This window comes from Gryllotalpicola ginsengisoli DSM 22003 (assembly GCF_000419445.1).
Lineage (GTDB): Bacteria > Actinomycetota > Actinomycetes > Actinomycetales > Microbacteriaceae > Gryllotalpicola > Gryllotalpicola ginsengisoli.
On sequence record NZ_AULK01000015.1, the window covers coordinates 1 to 19,693 of the forward strand.

23 protein-coding genes and 4 pseudogenes are annotated in these 19,693 nt (G+C 66.8%); 18 read left to right on the forward strand and 9 right to left on the reverse strand.

Going from position 1 to position 19,693, the window contains the following annotated elements:
* The coding region (locus tag H563_RS0113835) for an integrase core domain-containing protein (RefSeq protein ID WP_022883175.1) at window positions 1-289 on the forward strand (289 nt) is incomplete at its 5' end.
* Between the two features lie 125 nt (window positions 290-414).
* Here H563_RS0113835 and H563_RS0113840 read toward each other — a convergent pair.
* Window positions 415-1,092: a DJ-1/PfpI family protein gene (locus H563_RS0113840; protein WP_022883176.1), complete on the reverse strand. Its 678-nt coding sequence runs from the start codon at window positions 1,090-1,092 to the stop codon at window positions 415-417.
* A gap of 162 nt (window positions 1,093-1,254) precedes the next feature.
* Between H563_RS0113840 and H563_RS16940 the strand changes: the two genes are divergently transcribed.
* The gene (locus H563_RS16940) at window positions 1,255-2,226 is read left to right on the forward strand and encodes a GlxA family transcriptional regulator (protein WP_022883177.1); all 972 of its coding nucleotides are present in this window, start codon (window positions 1,255-1,257) and stop codon (window positions 2,224-2,226) included.
* A 35-nt stretch (window positions 2,227-2,261) separates the two neighbouring features.
* On the opposite strand, the gene H563_RS0113850 is transcribed toward H563_RS16940, so the two are convergent.
* Window positions 2,262-2,561 (reverse strand): helix-turn-helix domain-containing protein, encoded by a 300-nt coding sequence (locus H563_RS0113850; protein WP_027479476.1) that lies wholly within the window; start codon window positions 2,559-2,561, stop codon window positions 2,262-2,264.
* A gap of 68 nt (window positions 2,562-2,629) precedes the next feature.
* On the opposite strand from H563_RS0113850, the gene map reads away from it, so the two are divergent.
* Window positions 2,630-3,406, forward strand: a complete 777-nt coding sequence (gene map / locus H563_RS0113855) for a type I methionyl aminopeptidase (RefSeq protein ID WP_022883179.1) — start codon at window positions 2,630-2,632, stop codon at window positions 3,404-3,406.
* Between the two features lie 27 nt (window positions 3,407-3,433).
* On the opposite strand, the pseudogene H563_RS17795 reads toward map, so the two are convergent.
* Both H563_RS17795 and H563_RS0113860 read right to left on the reverse strand, forming a co-directional pair.
* Window positions 3,434-4,754: pseudogene (locus tag H563_RS17795) on the reverse strand (ISL3 family transposase); the annotation flags it as partial.
* Between the two features lie 114 nt (window positions 4,755-4,868).
* Entirely contained in the window at window positions 4,869-5,477 is a 609-nt protein-coding gene (locus H563_RS0113860; RefSeq protein WP_022883180.1) for a TetR/AcrR family transcriptional regulator C-terminal domain-containing protein, read from the reverse strand.
* A gap of 126 nt (window positions 5,478-5,603) precedes the next feature.
* Between H563_RS0113860 and H563_RS17525 the strand changes: the two genes are divergently transcribed.
* Together H563_RS17525 and H563_RS0113870 are read left to right on the forward strand one after the other, a co-directional pair.
* On the forward strand, window positions 5,604-6,425 hold the full coding sequence (locus H563_RS17525) for a siderophore-interacting protein (RefSeq protein ID WP_081416323.1): 822 nt from the start codon (window positions 5,604-5,606) through the stop codon (window positions 6,423-6,425).
* A gap of 134 nt (window positions 6,426-6,559) precedes the next feature.
* Window positions 6,560-6,781, forward strand: a complete 222-nt coding sequence (locus tag H563_RS0113870) for a hypothetical protein (protein ID WP_022883182.1) — start codon at window positions 6,560-6,562, stop codon at window positions 6,779-6,781.
* On the opposite strand, the gene H563_RS0113875 is transcribed toward H563_RS0113870, so the two are convergent.
* Together H563_RS0113875 and H563_RS16950 are read right to left on the reverse strand one after the other, a co-directional pair.
* A complete protein-coding gene (locus tag H563_RS0113875; protein WP_022883183.1) occupies window positions 6,764-7,087 on the reverse strand; it encodes an AraC family ligand binding domain-containing protein in 324 nt (107 codons plus the stop codon). The genes H563_RS0113870 and H563_RS0113875 overlap by 18 nt on opposite strands.
* A gap of 64 nt (window positions 7,088-7,151) precedes the next feature.
* Window positions 7,152-7,907, reverse strand: coding sequence for a TetR/AcrR family transcriptional regulator (locus H563_RS16950; RefSeq protein ID WP_211212400.1), 756 nt, complete (start codon window positions 7,905-7,907; stop codon window positions 7,152-7,154).
* 76 nt (window positions 7,908-7,983) lie between these two features.
* On the opposite strand from H563_RS16950, the gene H563_RS17530 reads away from it, so the two are divergent.
* Window positions 7,984-8,307 carry a putative quinol monooxygenase gene (locus H563_RS17530; protein ID WP_022883185.1) on the forward strand — a complete coding sequence of 108 codons (324 nt, stop codon included), beginning with the start codon at window positions 7,984-7,986 and terminating at the stop codon, window positions 8,305-8,307.
* A 205-nt stretch (window positions 8,308-8,512) separates the two neighbouring features.
* Here the strand turns inward: H563_RS17530 and H563_RS18455 are convergent.
* Window positions 8,513-8,671, reverse strand: a pseudogene (locus H563_RS18455) (helix-turn-helix domain-containing protein); the annotation flags it as partial.
* Between the two features lie 205 nt (window positions 8,672-8,876).
* Window positions 8,877-9,152 (reverse strand): AraC family ligand binding domain-containing protein, encoded by a 276-nt coding sequence (locus tag H563_RS18460; RefSeq protein WP_407635325.1) that lies wholly within the window; start codon window positions 9,150-9,152, stop codon window positions 8,877-8,879.
* 30 nt (window positions 9,153-9,182) lie between these two features.
* Between H563_RS18460 and H563_RS18350 the strand changes: the two are divergent.
* The 12 genes and pseudogenes from H563_RS18350 to H563_RS0113940 form a co-directional block, all read left to right on the forward strand.
* A pseudogene (locus H563_RS18350) lies at window positions 9,183-9,344 on the forward strand (IS30 family transposase); the annotation flags it as partial.
* Between the two features lie 7 nt (window positions 9,345-9,351).
* Window positions 9,352-9,699 (forward strand): annotated as a pseudogene (locus H563_RS18355) (IS3 family transposase); the annotation flags it as partial.
* 616 nt (window positions 9,700-10,315) lie between these two features.
* Complete coding sequence (locus H563_RS0113900) at window positions 10,316-11,536, forward strand: IS256 family transposase (RefSeq protein WP_022883187.1); 1,221 nt, start codon at window positions 10,316-10,318, stop codon at window positions 11,534-11,536.
* Window positions 11,537-11,798: 262 nt separating this feature from the next.
* Window positions 11,799-12,965, forward strand: a complete 1,167-nt coding sequence (locus H563_RS0113905) for a PVV-CTERM domain-containing choice-of-anchor G protein (protein ID WP_022883188.1) — start codon at window positions 11,799-11,801, stop codon at window positions 12,963-12,965.
* Window positions 12,966-12,977: 12 nt separating this feature from the next.
* Window positions 12,978-13,163, forward strand: a complete 186-nt coding sequence (locus tag H563_RS0113910) for a hypothetical protein (protein WP_022883189.1) — start codon at window positions 12,978-12,980, stop codon at window positions 13,161-13,163.
* Window positions 13,164-13,289: 126 nt separating this feature from the next.
* The gene (locus H563_RS0113915; RefSeq protein ID WP_022883190.1) at window positions 13,290-14,648 is read left to right on the forward strand and encodes a glycosyltransferase family 2 protein; all 1,359 of its coding nucleotides are present in this window, start codon (window positions 13,290-13,292) and stop codon (window positions 14,646-14,648) included.
* A 4-nt stretch (window positions 14,649-14,652) separates the two neighbouring features.
* The gene (xrtS, locus tag H563_RS18015) at window positions 14,653-15,216 is read left to right on the forward strand and encodes an exosortase S (RefSeq protein WP_022883191.1); all 564 of its coding nucleotides are present in this window, start codon (window positions 14,653-14,655) and stop codon (window positions 15,214-15,216) included.
* Window positions 15,217-15,233: 17 nt separating this feature from the next.
* Window positions 15,234-16,064: a septum formation family protein gene (locus H563_RS0113925; protein ID WP_022883192.1), complete on the forward strand. Its 831-nt coding sequence runs from the start codon at window positions 15,234-15,236 to the stop codon at window positions 16,062-16,064.
* Window positions 16,024-17,700, forward strand: coding sequence for a glycan biosynthesis hexose transferase WsfD (wsfD, locus tag H563_RS0113930; protein ID WP_155865268.1), 1,677 nt, complete (start codon window positions 16,024-16,026; stop codon window positions 17,698-17,700). The genes H563_RS0113925 and wsfD overlap by 41 nt, the downstream gene beginning before the upstream one ends.
* Window positions 17,690-18,886: a non-hydrolyzing UDP-N-acetylglucosamine 2-epimerase gene (gene wecB / locus H563_RS16970; protein WP_281169789.1), complete on the forward strand. Its 1,197-nt coding sequence runs from the start codon at window positions 17,690-17,692 to the stop codon at window positions 18,884-18,886. The genes wsfD and wecB overlap by 11 nt, the downstream gene beginning before the upstream one ends.
* A gap of 25 nt (window positions 18,887-18,911) precedes the next feature.
* Window positions 18,912-19,124 carry a hypothetical protein gene (locus H563_RS18020; protein WP_155865271.1) on the forward strand — a complete coding sequence of 71 codons (213 nt, stop codon included), beginning with the start codon at window positions 18,912-18,914 and terminating at the stop codon, window positions 19,122-19,124.
* Window positions 19,125-19,141: 17 nt separating this feature from the next.
* Window positions 19,142-19,381 (forward strand): glycosyltransferase, encoded by a 240-nt coding sequence (locus H563_RS0113940; RefSeq protein ID WP_081416328.1) that lies wholly within the window; start codon window positions 19,142-19,144, stop codon window positions 19,379-19,381.
* On the opposite strand, the gene H563_RS16975 is transcribed toward H563_RS0113940, so the two are convergent.
* The coding region (locus H563_RS16975; protein ID WP_022883196.1) for an integrase core domain-containing protein at window positions 19,378-19,693 on the reverse strand (316 nt) is incomplete at its 5' end. The genes H563_RS0113940 and H563_RS16975 overlap by 4 nt on opposite strands.

Here is a 19,693-nt window from a genome sequence, read left to right on the forward strand (position 1 = left end):
ATTCCGTTCCCGGAAGTTCGCCCGCGCCCTGACCCGTCACGGACTGGTCGGATCGATGGGCCGCGTGGGAGCCGCCGGCGATAACGCGGCCATGGAATCGTTCTTCAGCCTGCTGCAGAAGAACGTCCTCGACCGCCGCCCCTGGCCCACCCGAGACCAGCTGCGCATCGCGATCGTCACCTGGATCGAGCGGACCTACCACCGCCGCCGCCGACAGGCCCGCCTGGGACGTTTGACCCCGATCGAGTTCGAGACCATCATGAACCAAACCCAGGCCCTCGCGGCCTAACCGAAACTGTCACCCATCCGTGCAGCAGACCCGATGGTCCCGATGGGGGTCTTCATCTGGAGCCGCCAGTCGCCGCAGATAGGGTTCATTCGCTTCGATGTTCCTTTCGTTCTCCGGTCCGGACGTCAGGCCGCGGGGATCGCGGGCACCGTGGCTGGGGCTGTCCCTTCGGCACGCCAGACGGTGCCGCGCCGCTCGTACTCGAACAACTCCTCGACGGAGTGGGCGATCCGGGGTCCGAACTGCCGTTCCAGCAGGTAGAGCGCCAGGTCGAGCCCGGAGGTGACGCCTCCAGCGGTGACGAGGTCGCCGTCGTCGACAACGCGGGCGTTCACCGCGGTCGCGCCGGTTGCCTCGAGCAGCGGCATCCCGAGGGTGTGGGTGACGACGTTGCGGCCTTCGAGGAGCCCACCCATCGCGAGCGCGAGCGAGCCGCCGCACACTGCCGCGACCAGGACGTCGGGGTTGTGCAGTGCTTGGGCGATGAGCGGGATCGCGCCGGTCGCTGCGAACCGGGCCAAGAGGACCGGGATCGTTTCGGCGCCCTGGTCGGGGTCACCGTCAACGGGCCCGGACGCGCCCGGCACGACGATGATCCCCGGTCGGTGGGGGTCAAGTGTCGCGGTCGCGCGGAGCGTGAGGCTCTGCGAGCCGGAGACGACGTCGCGTGCGCCTTCCGCGCTGACCAGGGCGATGTCGAGCGCGTTGTCGAGGAAGTACTCGCTGCCGGCGACGAACACCTCGAACGGTGCGATCACGTCGAGTGGATCGAACCCGTCGAACAGCACGATCTGCACGGACATCGACACGAGAACTCCTCTGCGTTGGCGGAAACGGCGGCGACGCTACCAAGTCTCGGGCCCGACCAGATCCGACACAATCGGCCTGATAGCCAATGATCACCGGAATCTGGCCACATGGCCTGGCGGGCACTATCACGCGAGAATGCCCAGTAACATTGCGGCATGCACACGGTCGTCGCGCTCGCCCTTCCCGATGCGATTGCGTTCGATCTGGCCACTGCGGTGGAGACGTTCGGTCGCGTGACACTCCCGGACGGGCGCCCCGCATACCGGGTGATCGTCGCCGGGTCAGCGCCCTCGGTCGACGCCGGCCCCCTTCGGATCGCCACCGGCGTGGGTCTGGAAGCGCTGGAGCGTGCGGACACGATCATCGTCCCCGGACGCAATGAAGCGGCAGCCCCCGTCCCGGACGGTGTCGCGGAAGCGCTGCGTGCGGCAGCGGCGGCGGGAACGCGCATCGCCTCGATCTGTGTGGGGGCGTTCGTGCTCGCGGAGGCAGGGCTTCTTGACGGGCAGCGTGCGACGACCCACTGGCTTGCCACCGACCTGCTGGCGCGACAGTACCCGCGGGTCGTCGTCGAGCCGGACGTGCTCTACACCGACAACGGGCGAGTCCTCACCTCGGCAGGAGCTGCCGCAGGACTGGACCTGTGCCTCCACATGATCCGTCGCGACTTCGGTGCAGCGGTCGCCGCCCACGCCTCACGGCTTGCGGTCGCACCACTGCACCGCACAGGAGGACAGGCGCAGTTCATCGTCCGGAACCCGCCCACCTACCGCACCGCCACCCTGGAGGACGTCTTGGTGTGGATCGAGGAGAACGCCCACCGCCCGCTCACGCTCTCCGACATCGCCACAGCAGCTCACACGAGCATCCGCACCCTGACCCGCCGTTTCCACCAGGAGACCGGACAGGCCCCCATGGAATGGGTCACCGGCGTTCGCATCCGGCACGCGCAGGAACTGCTGGAGACCACCGACCACAGCATCGAACGCATCGCCCGACAGGTCGGCTTCAGCAGCCCGAGCACCTTCCGCGACCAGTTCCGCCGCGCCACCCGAGTGACTCCCAGCGAATACCGTGCAACATTCTCCGGCCACCCACCACGCGACAACGACAAGACGACCCGATGAACACCCCAGGCCAGCAGGCTCGCACGCCGTAGTCGTCAGCGCGAGGGGACCAACGCCGGCGCTGACGTCCGCGCCTGCGGGGGCGCTCCGTGAGGTGTGCTGATCTCGGCCCACAGGTCATCGAGCGACAGACCAAGCACGATAGCGACCGCAGCGACGGTAGGGAACGCTGGAGTGGCGACCCTGCCGGTCTCGATCTTGCGCAACGTCTCCGGAGAGATGCCCGCCTCGACCGCGACGTCGAGGATCGAACGGGAACCGCGCGCGAGACGGAGCAGTTCCCCGAGGCGCTGCCCGCGTGCCACGTCCTCTCTGGTGAGCGGCAACCTGACCATGACACCAATACTAATCCCGGTATACACTTACCGGGATAGTTATTGGATTGTTGGTGGGAAGGTGCCGGATGATCGAGATCCTCACCGCAAGTGAACTGGACCGGGCGCGAGTCACAGGCCGGGTTGTCGGCGACATCCTCCAGAGCCTCAAGGCACGGTGCCGGGTGGGGACGAACCTGCTCGACATCGACCAGTGGGCGCGGGAGATGATCGACGCGGCGGGAGCGGCCTCGTGCTACGTCGACTATGCGCCGTCGTTCGGGCGCGGGCCGTTCGGGCACTACATCTGCACCGCAGTCAACGACGCAGTGCTGCACGGCATGCCCCACGACTACCGCCTGGCGGACGGGGATCTGCTCACCCTCGACCTGGCAGTAAAGAAAGGTGGGGTCGCGGCGGATGCGGCGATCAGCTTCATCGTGGGCGAGACCCGCGACCCGGAGGATGTGGCGATGATCGACGCCACCGAACGCGCGCTGGCTGCGGGGATCGCCGCCGCGACCCCGGGGGCGCGACTGGGGGATGTCTCGCATGCGATCGAGCAGGTGCTGTCGCGTGCGGGATACCTGATCAACACCGAGTTCGGCGGACACGGCATCGGCTCGACGATGCACCAGGACCCGCACGTGTCCAACAAGGGACGCCCCGGCCGCGGCTACCGGCTGCGACCGGGGCTGCTGCTGGCGCTGGAACCGTGGGTGATGGCCGACACCGATCGGCTCATCACCGACCCGGACGACGGGTGGACATTGCGCAGCGCAACCGGATGCCGCACCGCCCACACCGAGCACACCATCGCCATCACCGACCATGGCGCCGAGATCCTCACCCTCCCACAGCAATAGGGCTCTTCGGACATCCGGTGGGGGGCATGGGGTGAGGCCGCCGGCGGCGAGGAGCATGCGGAGCCGGTAGTTGCCGCGGTTGCGGTAGCCGCGGGCGAGGCGGCGGTGAAGCTCGATGATCCCGTTCACGGCCTCAGTTCCGCCGTTCGATGATCGTCCGGTCGTGAAGTAGGCCAGGAACGCAGCCCGCCAGCGGCGGAGGGTGCGGCCAAGGCGGGCGATCTCGGGGATCGGGCAGGTGTGGAATGTGTCGACGACCTTCTCGGCGATCCGCCGCCCTTCGGCGAGGTCCTTCTGGTGGTAGGCGGAACGCAGTTGCTGGGCGCACTGCCACGCGACGAACACCTCGTCGTGCGCGGGATCGGCCTCGATCGCTGCCGCGAGCCTGGCCCGCTGCTTCTCGGTGAGGTTCTCGGCGCCGGCGCGGAGGATGGTCTGGATCCCGTAGAGCGGGTCGCCCTTCCGACCGCGATGCCCAAGGGTGTCCTGCTGAACGCGGCGACGGACCTCGTCGACGGCGGCGGTGCCGAGCTTGACGACGTGGAACGCGTCCAGCACGGCCGTGGCGTCTTCGAGCTTGTCGTCGATCGCGGTCTTGTAGCCGGCGAACGGGTCCAACGCTGCGACCTTCACGTTCCTTCGGAACGCTTCGCCGCGTTCGGCGAGCCAGGACGCGTAGGCCTTCCCGGAGCGGCCAGGAACGAGGTCGAGCAGCCGGGCCCGCGTCTTTCCGGTGCTGTCGCGGCTCAGATCGACCATCCCGGTCAGTTCCTTCGGACCGAGCTTGCGGGGGTCGACGTGATGCCAGATGTGCTCATCGACACCCAGCGTGGTGACGTTCTCGAATCGGGACTCGTCGGCCGCGAGCCGCTCCAACTCGGGCTCGACAGCGCGCCACACCGTCTTCCACGACGTCCCCAGCTGACGGGCAAGTCCTGCGATCGTGGCGTGTTCGCGCCGCAGTTGTCCGATCGCCCAGCCGATGGCTCGGTTGATGATCGGCCCGCGCCGGGCGACCAGACCCGGGAGTTAGTTGCTCCACGAACGTCCGCCGCGCGCATCCCACCTCGTCGCACCGCCAGACCCGCTGCCGCCACACGATCCGCACCCGCGTCGTCGCGGGCACATCGTGAAGCACCCGTCGGCGGCGTCCGCGGCCGACAGCTACGACCCCACACGAGGGGCAGCCGGTCGGCGCCGCTGGCGTCGAGACCGTCACCACCAGTAGCCCGTCGCGACGGTCGACGCGCTCGACATGGACATCGGGAAGACCCAGCAGAACGTCGCAGCGGGAACACGAATCAGCGGCAGAGCGCGCGGAAGCGCACCCCGAAGTAGGGTGAAGCACGTCGAGGTCCTCGTGAAGATCAGGGAGTTAGCGCTTCTGATCCTCGGGGACCTCGACCCCTACCCGCCGAACCTCACCAGGCGCGCCCTACCCCCACCGGATGTCCGAAGAGCCTCATATCGGGATGCTTTGGCGGAGGTGGGCGAGGATGGCGGTGACACCGAAGTCGTAGCGTGCGTCGAAGTCTGCGGAGAAAAGGTGTGAGTGAAGCCGGTGCAGAGTCGGGTATCTGTCGGCGGGCGGAACTTCTTCTGGGGCGGCTTGTGTTTGCGTGGCCTGTTGTTCTTGGGTGATGCCGAGCAGGAAGTAGAACAGTGCCCACATGCCGTGTGTGCTTTCTTTGTCGGGTACGCCCGCGTTGCCGAGGGCGGTCACGAGTTCCTCGGTGAAGTCGCGGGTGTTCTCCTCGAACGGTGTGTTGCCTGCGGTGAGGCGGGCGCCGTCGCGGTAGGTGAGCAGGACGTGTCGGTAGCGGCGGAGGATCTCCTCCGCGCGCTGAAACCCGTCCTCGGGAAGGTCCTCCAGGGAGAGGTGCGCCAGTACCGCGTCTGACATCAGCCCGAGCAGGCGGGCTTTTGTGCCGACCTGGAACGACACGGTGTTCACGTTGACCCGCATGCGTCGGGCGACTTCGCGGATGGTGACAGCGTCCAAGCCGCGTTCGTTCAGCAGCTCCAGCGCGGCGTCGATCACGTCCTGACGGGTGTGTCTGCGCGGCGGCATCCTCTTAGCCTCCTCTCTTACTTGGCGTGCACCCTCGTTCATGGATAGGGTAACCTAATCAAGTTGTAGTTAGGGTGTCCTAATCAAGGTGGCGATGGGTGTCGCCGGTCCAGAAAGGTGAACTCTATGTCTCCACTCCGCAGCGGCGATCGCCGCCACACTCCGCCATGGGATGTGCGCCCTCTTATCGGACGCAAGCACGAGTTGACGCTCGTCGAGCGTCGTCCGATCGGGGAAAGGGCGGTCCGCGTGACCTTGGGCGGATTCGGCCTAGAGGGTTTCCGTTATCGGGGCGGGGATCAGCGTTGCACGCTGCTGATCCCGTGGCCTGAGGAAGAGGCGTGGCGGTACATGGTGCCGATGATCACGGATCCGTGGAGCGCGGCATCGCAGTGGGGGTTCGCAGCGGCGCTTACCCGTCCGCTCCGTCGACATCTCACAGTCAGCGGTTACCGTGCGGACGCGCTCGAGGTCGACTTCGACATCCTGCTGCACGGCGAGAGTCCGCTCAGCACCTGGGCGGAGGATGCACCGCTCGGGTCCACAGTCGATGTCATCGACAACGGGCGCCGCTACCACGTCCCCGTCGGCACCCGGTGGCAGCTGCTCATCGCCGATGAAGCAGGCGCTCCCGCAGCTCTCGCCGTCGCCGCAGAGACGCCGTCAGCAGTGCCAACAACGCTGTACGTTCCCCGCACGGTGGCGACGAGAGGAGCAGATGGATCTACCGACCACGTCACGGTCGTCTCTGTGCCGACGCATGAAGGGCAAAGCGCATCAGGGGAGGCATTCGCGTCAACAGTTCTCGCGGACAGCCTCCCGCTGGTTCCCGACCTGGTCGGCATCGCGGGGGAGCGATCTTTCACGCACACGCTCGTGACCCGGCTACGCCGGGCGGGTGTGCCCCGCAGTGCCATCCACGCGAGGAGCTACTGGAAACGGCAGTAACGAGTGCACACCCCCTCGGCTCCGAATCTGCGTGACCTGCCCTGAGCCCACCAACCTCATCATGGCTGCGGGGTCCTGCACCACTGCCGACGCTGGTCGAATAGTCTGCGGATCCAGCTTTCAAGAAAGACACGATGTTTCACACTGACACCCTGCCCGTATCAGCCGATTCGCGACGGGTGCGTATCCGCCCGTCGGCGCTGCTGGTTCTTATCGGGATCCTTCTTGTCGCGGGTAACCTGCGCGCGGCCATCACCACGGTCGGCCCGGTGCTGCCTGAGATCGCACGCTCCACCCAGATCAGCTCACTGCTCTCGTCAGCGCTCATCAGCCTGCCGCTAGGGCGTGTCTTGTAATTGATGTAGCCAGGCGTTGACGGCGTTGAGGACGACCGCGGGACGGTAGACAAACGCGAGCTGTCGTACCGGGGCGGCGTCGGGTTCGATGTAGAGGCTCCACGTCGTGACGTCGAGGAACCGCACTTCGTGAGCCACACCCGGCGGGATGAGGACCGCCCGGTCCACAGGGACGGTCCACGAGCCATCGTCGGTCGCTACGAGCATGGTCCCGCTGCGGCCGTACAGCAGCTGCGCACACCGGTGCTCGTGCCGAGCGAGCAGGTGGTCCGGCGGGTAGTCCGTCCCGACGGGCAGCACGTCCATCGGCAATGTTGACGCGTCGTCGTCACTTCGGGTCCGGAACTACCGGCAGTACATCGTCGGGCAGTCAGTGCCTGTTGTCGGTACGTGCATGCAGTTGCTCGCAAGGGTGTTCTTGACGCTGCACACCACCCACAGCGGAATCGCGCTCGGTGTCGCGGAGCGCAGCAATGCCGGTCAGGATGATCTCGATCCCCGCGTAGAACTGCTGACGGTCGTCGTGCTCGACGAGCTGCTGCTCGATCCGCACCAGGAACGGGTACCGCTCGCTGTCCGGCCCGACCAGCGGTGACGTCGACGACGCGATGAACCCCGGTCGATCAGCGTCAGCCTGGTCAAGGTGCTGGCTGGCGTCGTACTGACTCGCGACGCCGAGGATGTAGTGCACAAGCGCAGAAGCTGCATCGAACTGCGCCGCCTCCGGCACGCCGAGGGCGGTGACCTCAGAGCCGATGCGGTCGAAGAGTTGCAGCACGGCCGGCTGCCATGGCGCTGCGACCAGCTGCGACCCCAACCACGGGTGCGCGGTGATCTCGTCGAAGACCCCCGCGGTCAACGCGCGGATGCTCGTGGCAGGATCCGTGCTCCCCGCGTCCGCGAGGACCTCGGCCATCATCTCGGCCGCCGCAGCCGAGAGCAGTTCACCCTTGTTCGCGACGTGGTGGTACAACGCACCAGCGCCCGTCGACAGATCCGCGGCGAGGGCCCGGAACGTCAACGCGTCGGCCCCGCCGGCGTTGAGGATCGTGATCGCCGCTTCGACGATCCGGGCCTTCGTCAGCGCATCGGACCTGCGTTCGGGTCGCTGCCATACGTCGCTCACGAGATCATCTTGACACATGTTGGAACTACGTTCCATACTTCTGGAACACGGTTCCAACAACGAAAGAGAAGTCACCATGGCCCTCAAGGATCAGCCCGCCTACATCATCAAGATGCGCGCCAAGCCGGGGATGGGTGATCGCCTGTTCCACCTCGCCACGGTCGGCATGGCGAAGTCCGATTCCTCGGACCGGTTCATCATGCTGCGCGAGGATGCCGACCCGGACGTGCTGTGGAACATTGAGGTGTTCCGCTCCGTCGAGGCCAAGGACGGTTACGAGAACAGTCCTCTGGCTGACGAGCTGCGGGACGAGATCATCGGTCTGCTCGCCGAACCGCCTGTGCGTATCGAGGCGCACCCCTACTCTGCGATCCCGGTCCTCCCCGGCGACTCGGCGTAACTCGGTCGCATCGCGCGCACATACACGAGCCCCAGGTGCCGATCCGTCGTCTGGGGCTCGTCACTATGTCCCACAGTCGAATCCTGGACGTCGGCAGTCGCGCTCGATCGAAATCGATATGTGCGGTCTTGGTTCCACGACGTTGGACACCCGTGGAAATGCTCCGTCTGCGGGAACCTGGGCACCGCGTCGGCCTGGAGGCTCTTCATCGGTAGGACGAGGGCGGCGCGCCGAACGTCCTGGTGAACGCGGCTGTGAACGCGGCAGGCAATGCGTAGCCGAGCCGTCCGGAGATTTCGGTCACGGTAGACCGCCGCAGCAGCGGCAGGCTCCCCTGCAGACGCGCACGGGCCGCCGCGCCGCCGGGCTCAACCCCGTCGCTTCACGGAAACGCCGATCCAGAGTCCGCTCGCTCATCGCGTACTCCTGCGCCCAGTCCTCGTTCGCTGTGCGCGCGGACGGTGCTACGAGGTACGCGCAGCACAACGCGCCAAGCGGCTCCGTAACCGGCAATGCGATGTGCAGCCGAACGGGCGTGATTCGCCGGAGTTCGTGCAGGATCAACTGAATCATCGCGCCTTCGCGCCCGTTAAGGTCATAGGGGTCGGGAAGTCGACCGACGTCCGCAGAAGCTCGCGCAGCAGCCGACTGACGCCGGCGACGGTGCAGACGGAGGGCCACCAGGGCATCGCGTTGGGATGGATGTACAGTCTCCACGTCGTGACGTCGAGGAACCGCACCTCGTGCCACGTGCCCGGCGGAATCAACACGGCTCGGTTGGCTGGGACCGTCCACGACCCATCTTCGGTGGCGACGAGCATGACGCCACTGCCGCAATACCACAATTGCGCCCGTCGCTGTCGTGCTGTGCGAGGAGAGGATCTGGCGGGTCTCGCTGGAGCGCCGCGGAAGTCGCCGCCATCGCCGAAGCGATCAACAATCGACCACGTCGCATTTTCGGCTGGCGACCCCCCGCCGAAGCCTTCGCCGACCAACTGCGCTCGGCCTCACAAGCAACTGTTGCGACGACCGGTTGAATAGGGCCAGTATCGGGCAATCCGCTATACGGGCCGGCTCGCCGAGGCCGGTGCGGTCGCGTCCGTCGCGTCCGTCGCGTCCGTCGCGTCCGTCAGGTCCAAAGGCGACAGCTATGACAGTGCCCTCGCGGAGGCGGTGAACTCGATCTTCAAGGCCGAACTGGGCCGCAACAAGGGGCCGTGGCGCGGCTTCGAGGACCTCGAGATCGCAACCGTCGAGTACATCGACTGGTTCAACCACCGACGCCTCCACGGCGAACTTCGCATGGTCCCACCCGTCGAGTTCGAACAAGACCACTACCGACACAACCCCGCTCCGGCTACCGTCGAAGCGGCGCTACCGAGCCTCCACTAAACCCGGGGCGGAACAGATCGTGTCGGCGACGTGAACCCGTTCTCCCGGCACACGGACGATGTCCGGTGAGCCGGATTCGGGCGCAGCGGCGAAGACCGCGCCGTCACCGCCGAGGGTGATCGCGGCGCAGGCTGCGCCCAGGCTCGGCCCATGGCACGGGGGATTCCACGGTACTTGTCGTCGATTCCGGTCACGGATTCCACGGAAGACGGCCAATTCCTACACATCGGCGCCGCTCGTGTTTCACAAGGGGGTCCGCTACCGAGCAACGGATGCGGCTCGCAGAGTTTCGATGCGGGGTTCTGCATCGTGGGCCGTGGGCGCGTCGCGACCTGGTCGATAACCTGTCAAAACCGATCGTTTCCGGGGCGCAGTCGGTTGATCGCCCGCTGCTCCCCGGCGAAACCGTCAGAGGTTTCAAGCACCGAAACCTACACAAACTGTAGGTTCCGCTCGCCTATACTTTTGGAATCGATAGCTGGTCGCCGAACCCGTCGGGCCGCGTCCCGTGTGGTGGTGTGAAAGGCAACCGCGTGCCGCGTCGTGAACGTGGTGAGCCATCGTGCGATGGTCAGTGAGAACTGTCTAGGAATCTCACGGAAGGACACAAGGCACGATGGCTCTGGACCAGTCTGCCCTCCTCGAGCTGCTCGGGGAATTGAAACTCACGGATGTCTCGGATCGGATCAGGAAAGCGACCGAGACGCTCTACCAGGAGCTGATCGACGCGGAGGCCGCCGCGTTCATCGGCGCCGCCCCGTACGAGCGCACCAGCGAGCGCCGCGCGGTGCGCAACGGCACCCGGCCGCGGGTGCTGGAGACCACGGCGGGGCAGTTGGAGCTGAAGATCCCGAAGCTGCGGACCGGCTCGTTCTTCCCGTCGCTTTTGGAGCGGCGGCGGCGGGTCGATCAGGCTTTGTTCGCCGTGGTGATGGAGGCCTACCTGCATGGCGTCTCGACGAGGAAGGTCGATGACCTCGTCAAGGCGCTGGGGGCCGATACCGGGATATCGAAGTCCGAGGTCTCCCGCATCTGCGCCGACCTGGACGAGGAGGTCGCGGCGTTCCGGGACCGGCCGCTTCAAGGCGCGTACCCGTACGTGTTCCTCGATGCGACGTATTGCAAGGCGCGGGTGAACCACCGGGTCGTCTCGCAGGCCGTCGTCGTCGCGGTCGGCATCGCCTCCGACGGGCGCAGGGAGGTGCTCGGCTTCGAGGTCGGCGATACCGAGTCGCAGGCGTTCTGGACCGAGTTCCTGCGCACCCTGAAGGCCCGCGGGCTTTCCGGGGTGCAGCTGGCGATCTCGGACGCGCACACCGGGCTGATCGCCGCGATCCAGACCGTCTTCCAAGGCGCCGCCTGGCAGCGGTGCCGGGTGCACTTCCTCAGGAACGTCCTCGCCCAGGTGCCGAAGGCGGCCGGGCAGATGGTCGCCTCGATCATCCGCACGATCTTCGCCCAGCCCGATGCCGAGCACGTGATGGCCCAGCTCGGTGAGGTCACCCGCATGCTCGAGAGATCCCACCCGAAGGTGGCCGCGATGCTCGAGGAAGCCCGGGATGACATCACCGCGTTCGCCGCGTTCCCGCAAGCCCACTGGCGGCAGATCTGGTCAACCAATCCCTTGGAGCGCGTGAACAAGGAGATCAAGCGCCGCACCGACGTCGTCGGCGTCTTCCCCAACCCCGCCGCGCTCCTGCGCCTGGCCGGCGCGGTGCTCGTCGAGCAGCACGACGAATGGGACGCCTCAGACCGCCGCTACTTCAGCGAGCAGTCCATGAAGCTCCTCACCGAGCCGACCGAGGAGGTGGCCATCCCCGAACTCAAAGCTGCATGATCAAACCAAGCTGACCCGCACGGTGTCGAGAAACTCCACCACTCAGCGGGACACGGCCACCCGTCGTTGGGTGTGGTGCGTCCGCTCGACTCTAAATGGAAGAGGTTCTGATGTTGCGCAGTGATTCTCGCGAGGGGAAGTCGTTCATTCGGCGACCCTTCTTGCGGGGGGGGGGGGGGCTAGATCTGTAGCTGTCGCCTCCATCGCCTTGGGGGCGGCCCTTGCTCTCGTTGTTCCGTCGGCCGCGAATGCGGCTCCTGTCGTGTCGCAGGCGAATGGTCGCCTCGTCACGACTTCGTTGTTAAGTAGCAGTGTTCTGGATTCGCTGGTTGCGCTGAAGGGTGCGACGGCGGTGGATTCGGACGGTTCCGGGGATGTGACTTCGGATACTCCGCTGGATGCCTCGGCGATCGCGGGTTTGGTGGGCCTGCAGGCCGGTACGACCAATCTGTTTGGTGACAACGGCATCATCCAGTTGGGTGCTGTCGGCCAGTACGCGCAGGCGAATGATGACGGTTCGTCGTCGGCGTTCTCTGGTGCGGTGTCACAGGCTCCGAGTCTGATCGGTGTGAGCACGGTGACGCCGTCGAACGTCGGCGCGCCGACCGCGGACAGCACGGCGGAGATCGCTTTGGGAAGTTCGACCGACCCGGTAAGCCTGAATGTCACGCTGGGTGCTCTGGCCGCGTCCGCGCAGGAGACTGCTGCTGGAGATCAGAGCGGCCAGTACACCCTCGCCAATGCAGGGATCACTGTCGGTGGCAGCGTTCTCTCGCCGGTTCTCGCCTCGCTGAACACGCCGTTGCAGACACTCCTGGGTGTTGCCAGCGGCCTCGGTGTGAACGTGGCGGACCCGATCAACTCCGATGGCACGGTCACGCTGACCTTGCAGGATCTGCTGGACGCGGCGGGTGTGACGAGCATCAACGATCTCCCACCGGGTACGAACCTGCTGACCTATGTTCCGGCCGCGGTGGTGACCGCGGTCACGAACGCCGTCAACGGTGTCCTGAACACGCTTCAGAACGCGGTCGGCGGCCTGGGCCTCGGAGGTGCGGTGCTGTCTGCCGCGATCGCGACGGCGCAGGCGGTGGTCAACCCGATCCTGTCGGGGCTGACGGACACTCTGGAGGGCCCGCTGGGCGCGGCAATCACCGCTCTGGCGCAGCTGGCGGTGAATGTGCAGACGCATAACAGCGATGGCTCGTTCACGGAGACGGCGCTGCGGGTCGGTGTCGGCCCGAATGGCTCGCTGGCATCGGTTGACCTGGCTAGCGCCACGGTGGGTCCGAACGCCGGCCCGGTCGCAGTACCGCTGATCAACCCGTCTAGTGCGGGCATTGCGGGCGGTGTGGCGCTTCTTGGCGGTGGAGCCTGGTTCCTGGCTGGGCTGCTGCGGAGGCGTCGTCTTCTGGCGACGGCCGCGTAAGGGAGCCGAGACATGTACGGAGGCAAGATCGGGGGTGGCGCCGGGCCGTCTGTCCTCACGGGCGGTGCGCTGGTCGCCAGCTCTCAGTTCTCGATCGCGCCGTATCTGTTGATCGGCATCGGCGTTCTGGTGGCGGGATTCGTGTTCGCGCGGATCGTGTACCGGAACCGCCGGCAGCGCGCGTCTTCGGACGCCTGAGGGGTGCTGCCGGTTCATGGGGCGGCCCTGATCGGGTAGGGGCCGTCCCTTTCGGAGGGGCAGGCGCTTCTCCCCCCCACAGTGCGCCTGCCCCTTTCTCTGATTTGACGACGGTGAGAGAGCAAGTTGAGCGCGAGCGAATCCACACAGGCTCTGGCGTTCGTCCTTCTCGTGGTCTTCCTGGCCTACGTGCTGGTGATCATGATCCCGTTCCTGCGACGCAGGCCGGATGAGGAAGGCGACCCAGACCGGTTCTCCTGGCACGTCTTCGTTCCCTGCCGGGACGAAGAGGCCGTGATCGGGCGGACCATCGATCGGCTCTGCGACCAGTTCCCTTCCGTGCAGGTGTGGGTCATCGACGACGACAGCGACGATGGCACCGCGCAGGTGGTGCGAGCACGGATGGACGTCAGTGAGCGCGTCCACCTGGTCTCCCGTCGCCGCCCGGAAGCTCGTACCGGTAAGGGCGACGCCTTGAATGCCGCGTACCGGGCGCTGTCCGCGTGGCTTCCGGAAGAGACTGACCGCAGCGAGGTCGTCGTTGTGGTGGTCGACGCCGACGGGAGGCTTGCGCCGAACGCTCTTCGTCAGGCTGCCGGGCCGACCGCGTTCGGGGACCCGGAGACCGGTGCGGCGCAGGCGGCCGTGTGGATGTCCAACAGGAACTCGGAACGGCCGGCGCCGGGGGACGCGGGCTGGTTCCGGCAGTGGTGGGGGCGGTATCTGGTGCGGATGCAGGACATCGAGTTCCGGACCACGATCGCGGCGATGCAGTGCTTGCGTGGCCGCACGCTGTCCGTTGGGCTCGGCGGCAACGGCCAGTTCACCCGGTTGAGTGCTCTGGACCGGATCGCTGCGAGTTCCGGCAGCCCGTGGCATGGTTCCCTGCTGGAGGACTATGAGCTCGGCGTGCACGTGATGCTCGCCGGCTATCACAACGTGTACATGCACGACACGCATGTAGAGCAGGAGGGGCTCCCGTCGACTCGGCGGCTGCTGACGCAGCGGACCCGGTGGTGCCAGGGCGGCATGCAGTGCGCCCGGTATCTGCCGGAGATTTTCGCGTCCCCGTCGATCACGAATGCGGGAGCGCTGGAGGCCAGCTACTTCCTCCTCATGCCGTTCCTGCAGCTGATCGGCGTGTTCCTGTGGCCGACCGTGTTCATCACCATGATCGCCCAGGGCACCCTCACCTCCGGAAGCTTCCTGGCCTGGCTGGAAGCGTCGTGGTGGATCCTGCCGCTGATCGTGCTGACCGGCATCGTCCCGTTCGCGATCTGGCCGTTCTTCTACCGCAGCCGTGCCGCTGCCGGTGCCTCCTGGCTGACCGCGATCGCGTGGGGCGGCGGCTACTGGCTGTACATGTACCAGAGCTACGCGTGCGTGCTGCGCGCCTTTGGCCGGCTCATCACCGGCAAGAACGGGTGGGCGAAGACCCGTCGCAACGCCGAGGCCGACCGTCAGCTTCTGGCAAAGGAGGCCTGACCCCATGACCGCAGACCACACCGTCGGCTCCGCACCTGCCCGCGACACCAGCCCGCGGCCGTGGCATACCGCCGCAGGGCTACTCCTGCTGGCTTCCGCGGTGTTCCTGGTCGTGGAGCAGGCCGGGTTCCGCGCGATCGAGGCGGCGGTGACGGCCCGCGTGGTTCAGCTCGTCACGGCCGGGCACACGAACAGCGCCGGCAGCATCGTCTACTTCGGTCTGGGCACCGGCGATGTCGAGGGCATCGTGATCACGACGCTGTGCTCGACGGTCGTGCTCGTGACCCCGCTGCTCGCTCTGGCCGGGATCCTGCTGCTGATGCCCTCTTTCCGGGCTGTGCGGGTGACGTTCGGTCTGCTGCTGGCGCTTGCGCTGGCGGCAGCATGCAACCTCGCCCGGTATGCGGCCGCAGCGGCGGCGATGCAGCGCTGGGGGCGGTCGGGTTTCGATCTCGTTCACGAGTATCTGGGTTCGCTGCTGGTGATCTTCGGCTTCGCTGCCGCGTTCATCCTGCTGTTGTGGATCGCGACCCGCAGGCCCCGATCTTCCCGGCGTCACACCGCATGAAACCGAAGCTAAGACGGATGGTGCAGTGGGTGATGCTGGCGCTCGGGGTATGTCTGACTGCCGCGGCCCTGGCGGGGTGCGACGAGACGCAGCCGGGGGCCTCCACCGCCGACGCTCGGCTCGGGGTGTGTCATGACCTTCAGTACTCCCAGGAGGTGACGGCGGCAAGCGATGCGAACCCTGCGGTGTCGTGCACGAGCACGCACACCGTGCAGACTTTCGCCGTCGGGCAGGTCGTCGGGAAGTTCGCTTCGTGGAGGACCCGCCCTGACCAGGAGGCGTTGCAAAGCCTGACGTCGACGATGTGCACGGTCGACGCGCTGCGGGCTTTCCTCGGCGCCGGGGCACGCGACTCGGTGACCGGGGTGTCCATCCACGCATATTTCCCGAATGATGCCGCCTGGCAGGGCGGCTCACGTCAGGCCAGCTGCGATGTGTCCGTCAACGGCTCCGGCGGCGCACCGCGGCCGATCGGCTTCAGCCTCAAGGGTGTGATGTCAAAGCCCGGCTCTGCGATGATCCGCACCTGCTATCGGCAGAAGCCGCTACCCGGTGGCGCCTGGACTCTGACGGGGACGTCGACCACCTGTGACAAGCCGCACAGCAGCCAGGACATCAACGCCTGGCTGATGCTGAGCGGCGCCACGGCTACCCAGGCCCAGGTCACCCGGTTGTGCTCTCCGTACGCCACGCAGTTCGCCGGCAGCGCCGTGATGAAGAAGGACCAGTTGGAGGTCACGGGAGTCGTGGCGGCCGAGAGCAACGGCACGTACTCGCTGCACTGCGCGATCGGGGGTGACAGCAGTCATGGCGACATCACCGGCGTCCTTCTTGCGCACAACGACTGAGAGCCCCCAGAGCCAGGGACCGCAGCCGCCGACGCGCAGGGCCTACCCTCGGCTGGCCGGCCTGCGGCGCTGGGTTGGCCGCCTGCTGCTGCCGGGGCCGGCCTCAGCGACGTCGCAGCCGATGTGGCTGGTGGCGGTTCTGTGCGGCCTCGGTGCCTGCGGCGCGCTGCTGCTGCACCTGTTCGTTCCCACCGTGGTCGGCATGGGCGACCAGGGAGACGGGCAACGGCTCGTGTGCGAGCTCGGCGTGGCCAACCAGGCTCCGTTCGACTACACGAAGTTCACCCAGTACATCTACACCTCCTGGGTTCCGCACCAGTGGTTCGGAGAGTCCTGCGGGGCAGGCGGGTCAGGTGAGCCGTACTACTCCTCCCAGTCTCTGCTGCTGTGGCCGGCGAAGTGGATCACCCCGCTGCTCGGCTGGGGGCCGGGCCTGGACACCCGCGCGGTCGGGGTGCTGTGCGTCCTCGTGTTCGGTGTCCTGCTGACTCTGTTCGTCACCCAGCTCCCTGGGCGGGTGGGATTCCGCATCCTGATCGCCGCCGCCGCTACCGCGGTGATGGACGACGGGGTCTTCGCCGACTTCTTCATCTCTCCCTATAGCGAGCCGGCGTGCTTCCTCGGAGTGTTCGCCACCCTGGTCGCGTTGATGTTCCTGTGGCGCAGAGAGCATGTCACTTGGCTGGGGATCCTGCTGGTCACCCTGGCCTGCATGGTCACGATCACTGCGAAGACCCAGATGATCTCGATGCTGCCGGTCATCGCCGTCGCGCTGCTGTGGCGTCCCTACCGCACCCGGCGGCGGGTGCGTGCCGCCGCACCGGGGTCCCGCGGTCGCACGCTGCGGCGGGGCATCCTGCTGCGGGTGCCGGCCATGATCGCGGTCGCCGCGCTGGTCGGCGTTACCGGCGCCTACACGCTAGGCCAGCCCAAACGGTTCAGCGAGCTGAACCTGTACAACGCGGTGTTCGTCGAGATGCTGCCGCACAGTCCCGACCCGAAAGCCGATCTCGCGTGGCTGGGGCTGCCGGCGGACTTCGCCTCGAGCTCCGGCACGACCGTGGCCTCCCCGAATGCGGCGATCTACGACGCCGACTACCCGCAGTTCCTGCAGAAGGTCAGCCAGGAGAAGATCATCCTGTTCTATCTCGCTCATCCCGACCGGCTGGTGTCGATGGCCGACCGGGGGCTGGACGCGATCGCGCACCCGGTGCTGGGGTACATCGGCTCCTACACCGCAGGCAGCGGGCACAAGCCGTGGACGAAGGAGCATCGCTTCCCTCCCATCGAAGGCATCTCCGTCGTCTTCGCCGCCGTGCCGCTGCTGATCCTGATACTTCAGCTGGTCACTTTGGTTCTCGGCCTGGCGGTCGCCTCCCGCCGAAGACTCGGTCCTGCCCGCACCGGGTTCGGTGCGGCCACCGTGTTCTTCGCCGTGGCGCTCTGGTTGCAGTTCTGGACAGTGATGCTCTCGGAAGGGGAGTCCGAGATCTACAAGCACATGATCGTGGCCACGTTCATGTCCTCCCTCTGCCTGGTGTGGATCCCGGCTCTGATCCTGCTCCTGCGCAACCCGGAGCCTGCTTCACCGCCCGTGCCTGCAATGCGGATCGTGGAGGTCACCGGTGCGGTCTGAGCCTCTCATCATGGTCGTGTACGGCACGCGTCCCGAGGCGATCAAAGTCGCCCCCGTGATCCGGGCGCTGCAGGCCGACCCGGAGCTGGCGGTGCACGTGACCGTCACCGGGCAGCACCGCGAGCTCCTCGACAGCGTCAACGCGTTCTTCGGCATCACTCCCGACGTCGACCTCGACATCGGACGGCCAGGGCAGAGCCTCGCCGACATCGGCGCAGCGGCCCTCTCCGGGCTCGCCAAGGTCCTCGACCAGACCCGCCCGGACGCGGTCCTCGTGCACGGCGACACCACCACCTCCACGACAGCCGCATTCGCGGCGTACTACGCCAAGATCCCCGTGGTGCATCTGGAGGCCGGCCTGCGCTCGGGAGACATGCTCGCGCCCTGGCCGGAGGAAGGCAACCGGCGCCTGACCGGCCAGCTCGCCTCCCTGCACCTGGCCCCGACCCCATCGGCGCGGGAGAACCTGCTGGCCGAGAACGTGCCCTCATCCGCGATCACCGTGACCGGGAACACCGTCATCGACGCACTGCTGCACACCGTCGCACAGCCAGCGACCTTCACCGACCCGCGGATCGAGAACGCCGTGCGCGCCGGGCAGCGCCTGGTCGTCTTGACCGGGCACCGGCGCGAATCCTGGGACGGGGGCCTGGCCCGCACCGCACACGCCCTCGCACAGGTTGCCACGCAGCGCCCGAACGTCACCATCGTGGCGCCCCTGCACCCCAACCCGATCGTGCGACAGGAAATAGAGCCCGCCTTCCGCAGCTTCGATCGGGCCATCCTCATCGAGCCGCTGGACTACCCGCAGTTCTGCCACCTGCTCGACGCCGCGTATTGCGTTGTCACCGACTCCGGCGGCATCCAAGAGGAGGCGCCAAGCCTCGGCAAGCCCGTGCTCGTCACACGGGACACCACCGAGCGCCCTGAAGCGATCGCCGCCGGGGTCGCACGACTGGTCGGAACCCGCGAGGAGGACATCGCCCGCGAACTCGCCCTGCTGCTCGACGACAACACCCACTACGCGCGCATGAGCCGCGCCGTGAACCCATACGGAGACGGCCGCGCCGCCGCACGGGCACTCGCAGCCATCAAACACCACTTCCGTCTCGCAGCGCGGCCGCGCGACTTCGACCGGCCTGTGCCACCGCGGAATCGGAGCCCACGGGAAGAGCACGCGAGCTGAACGACACCCAGGATCGGAGGACACCATGACTCAACACATCAAGAAGCACCGGCCGCGCACAACGCTCTTGCCACCGGGCGCTCACCGCGAGATCTTCACCCTCATCAAAAGCCCCGGTGAGAAAATCTCCGTCCTATGCGAATGCCCCATCGGACATGACCATCCCTTCGAAAACGACGACGGCAGCGACCCGGTCGAGGCCGCACCGGACGAAACGGAAATGGTAGAAGCCGGATGACAAGGCAGACCGCCGGCATGGCTGCCATCGTCGTCATGCCGACCTACAACGAAGCAGAAAACCTCCACCGGACCGCGACGCGGCTGCGGCAGGCGGCGCCAAACGTTCACCTGCTGGTCGTCGACGACGCGTCCCCGGACGGCACCGGCCGGATCGCCGACGCACTCTCCGCAGCAGACCCACAACACATCCACGTACTGCACCGCACCGTCAAGGACGGGCTCGGTGCCGTGATTCGCCCTGGGTTTGGTTCCTAGTGGTTTCCGGGGCTGGCGAGTGCCGGTCCGGGCGTTTCGTGGTCAGCGTAGTGCGCGGCCTCGACCTCTGCAGGGGTGCGATAGCCGAGCTCGGAGTGCAGCCGCTGGTTGTTCCACCACCACACGTACTCGAGCGTGGCGAGCTCGACCTGCTCGACGGTTCTCCAGGGCTTGCGCGGCCAGATCAGTTCGGCCTTGTACAGCCCGTTGACGGCCTCGGCCATCGCGTTGTCATAGGAGTCTCCGACGGTGCCGGTGGAGGGGACCGCGCCGAGCTCGAGCACGCGGTCGGTGTAGACCAGAGACATGTAG

What these genes read in the sequence shown, in the direction of transcription:
- H563_RS0113840 (WP_022883176.1), bottom strand. Translation starts at nt 1,092, where the DNA reads ATGTCCGTGCAGATCGTGCTGTTCGACGGGTTCGATCCACTCGACGTG.
- H563_RS16940 (WP_022883177.1), top strand. Translation starts at nt 1,255, where the DNA reads ATGCACACGGTCGTCGCGCTCGCCCTTCCCGATGCGATTGCGTTCGAT.
- H563_RS0113850 (WP_027479476.1), bottom strand. Translation starts at nt 2,561, where the DNA reads ATGGTCAGGTTGCCGCTCACCAGAGAGGACGTGGCACGCGGGCAGCGC.
- map (WP_022883179.1), top strand. Translation starts at nt 2,630, where the DNA reads ATGATCGAGATCCTCACCGCAAGTGAACTGGACCGGGCGCGAGTCACA.
- H563_RS0113860 (WP_022883180.1), bottom strand. Translation starts at nt 5,477, where the DNA reads ATGCCGCCGCGCAGACACACCCGTCAGGACGTGATCGACGCCGCGCTG.
- H563_RS17525 (WP_081416323.1), top strand. Translation starts at nt 5,604, where the DNA reads ATGTCTCCACTCCGCAGCGGCGATCGCCGCCACACTCCGCCATGGGAT.
- H563_RS0113870 (WP_022883182.1), top strand. Translation starts at nt 6,560, where the DNA reads ATGTTTCACACTGACACCCTGCCCGTATCAGCCGATTCGCGACGGGTG.
- H563_RS0113875 (WP_022883183.1), bottom strand. Translation starts at nt 7,087, where the DNA reads ATGGACGTGCTGCCCGTCGGGACGGACTACCCGCCGGACCACCTGCTC.
- H563_RS17530 (WP_022883185.1), top strand. Translation starts at nt 7,984, where the DNA reads ATGGCCCTCAAGGATCAGCCCGCCTACATCATCAAGATGCGCGCCAAG.
- H563_RS0113900 (WP_022883187.1), top strand. Translation starts at nt 10,316, where the DNA reads ATGGCTCTGGACCAGTCTGCCCTCCTCGAGCTGCTCGGGGAATTGAAA.
- H563_RS0113910 (WP_022883189.1), top strand. Translation starts at nt 12,978, where the DNA reads ATGTACGGAGGCAAGATCGGGGGTGGCGCCGGGCCGTCTGTCCTCACG.
- xrtS (WP_022883191.1), top strand. Translation starts at nt 14,653, where the DNA reads ATGACCGCAGACCACACCGTCGGCTCCGCACCTGCCCGCGACACCAGC.
- H563_RS0113925 (WP_022883192.1), top strand. Translation starts at nt 15,234, where the DNA reads ATGGTGCAGTGGGTGATGCTGGCGCTCGGGGTATGTCTGACTGCCGCG.
- wsfD (WP_155865268.1), top strand. Translation starts at nt 16,024, where the DNA reads ATGGCGACATCACCGGCGTCCTTCTTGCGCACAACGACTGAGAGCCCC.
- H563_RS18020 (WP_155865271.1), top strand. Translation starts at nt 18,912, where the DNA reads ATGACTCAACACATCAAGAAGCACCGGCCGCGCACAACGCTCTTGCCA.
- H563_RS0113940 (WP_081416328.1), top strand. Translation starts at nt 19,142, where the DNA reads ATGGCTGCCATCGTCGTCATGCCGACCTACAACGAAGCAGAAAACCTC.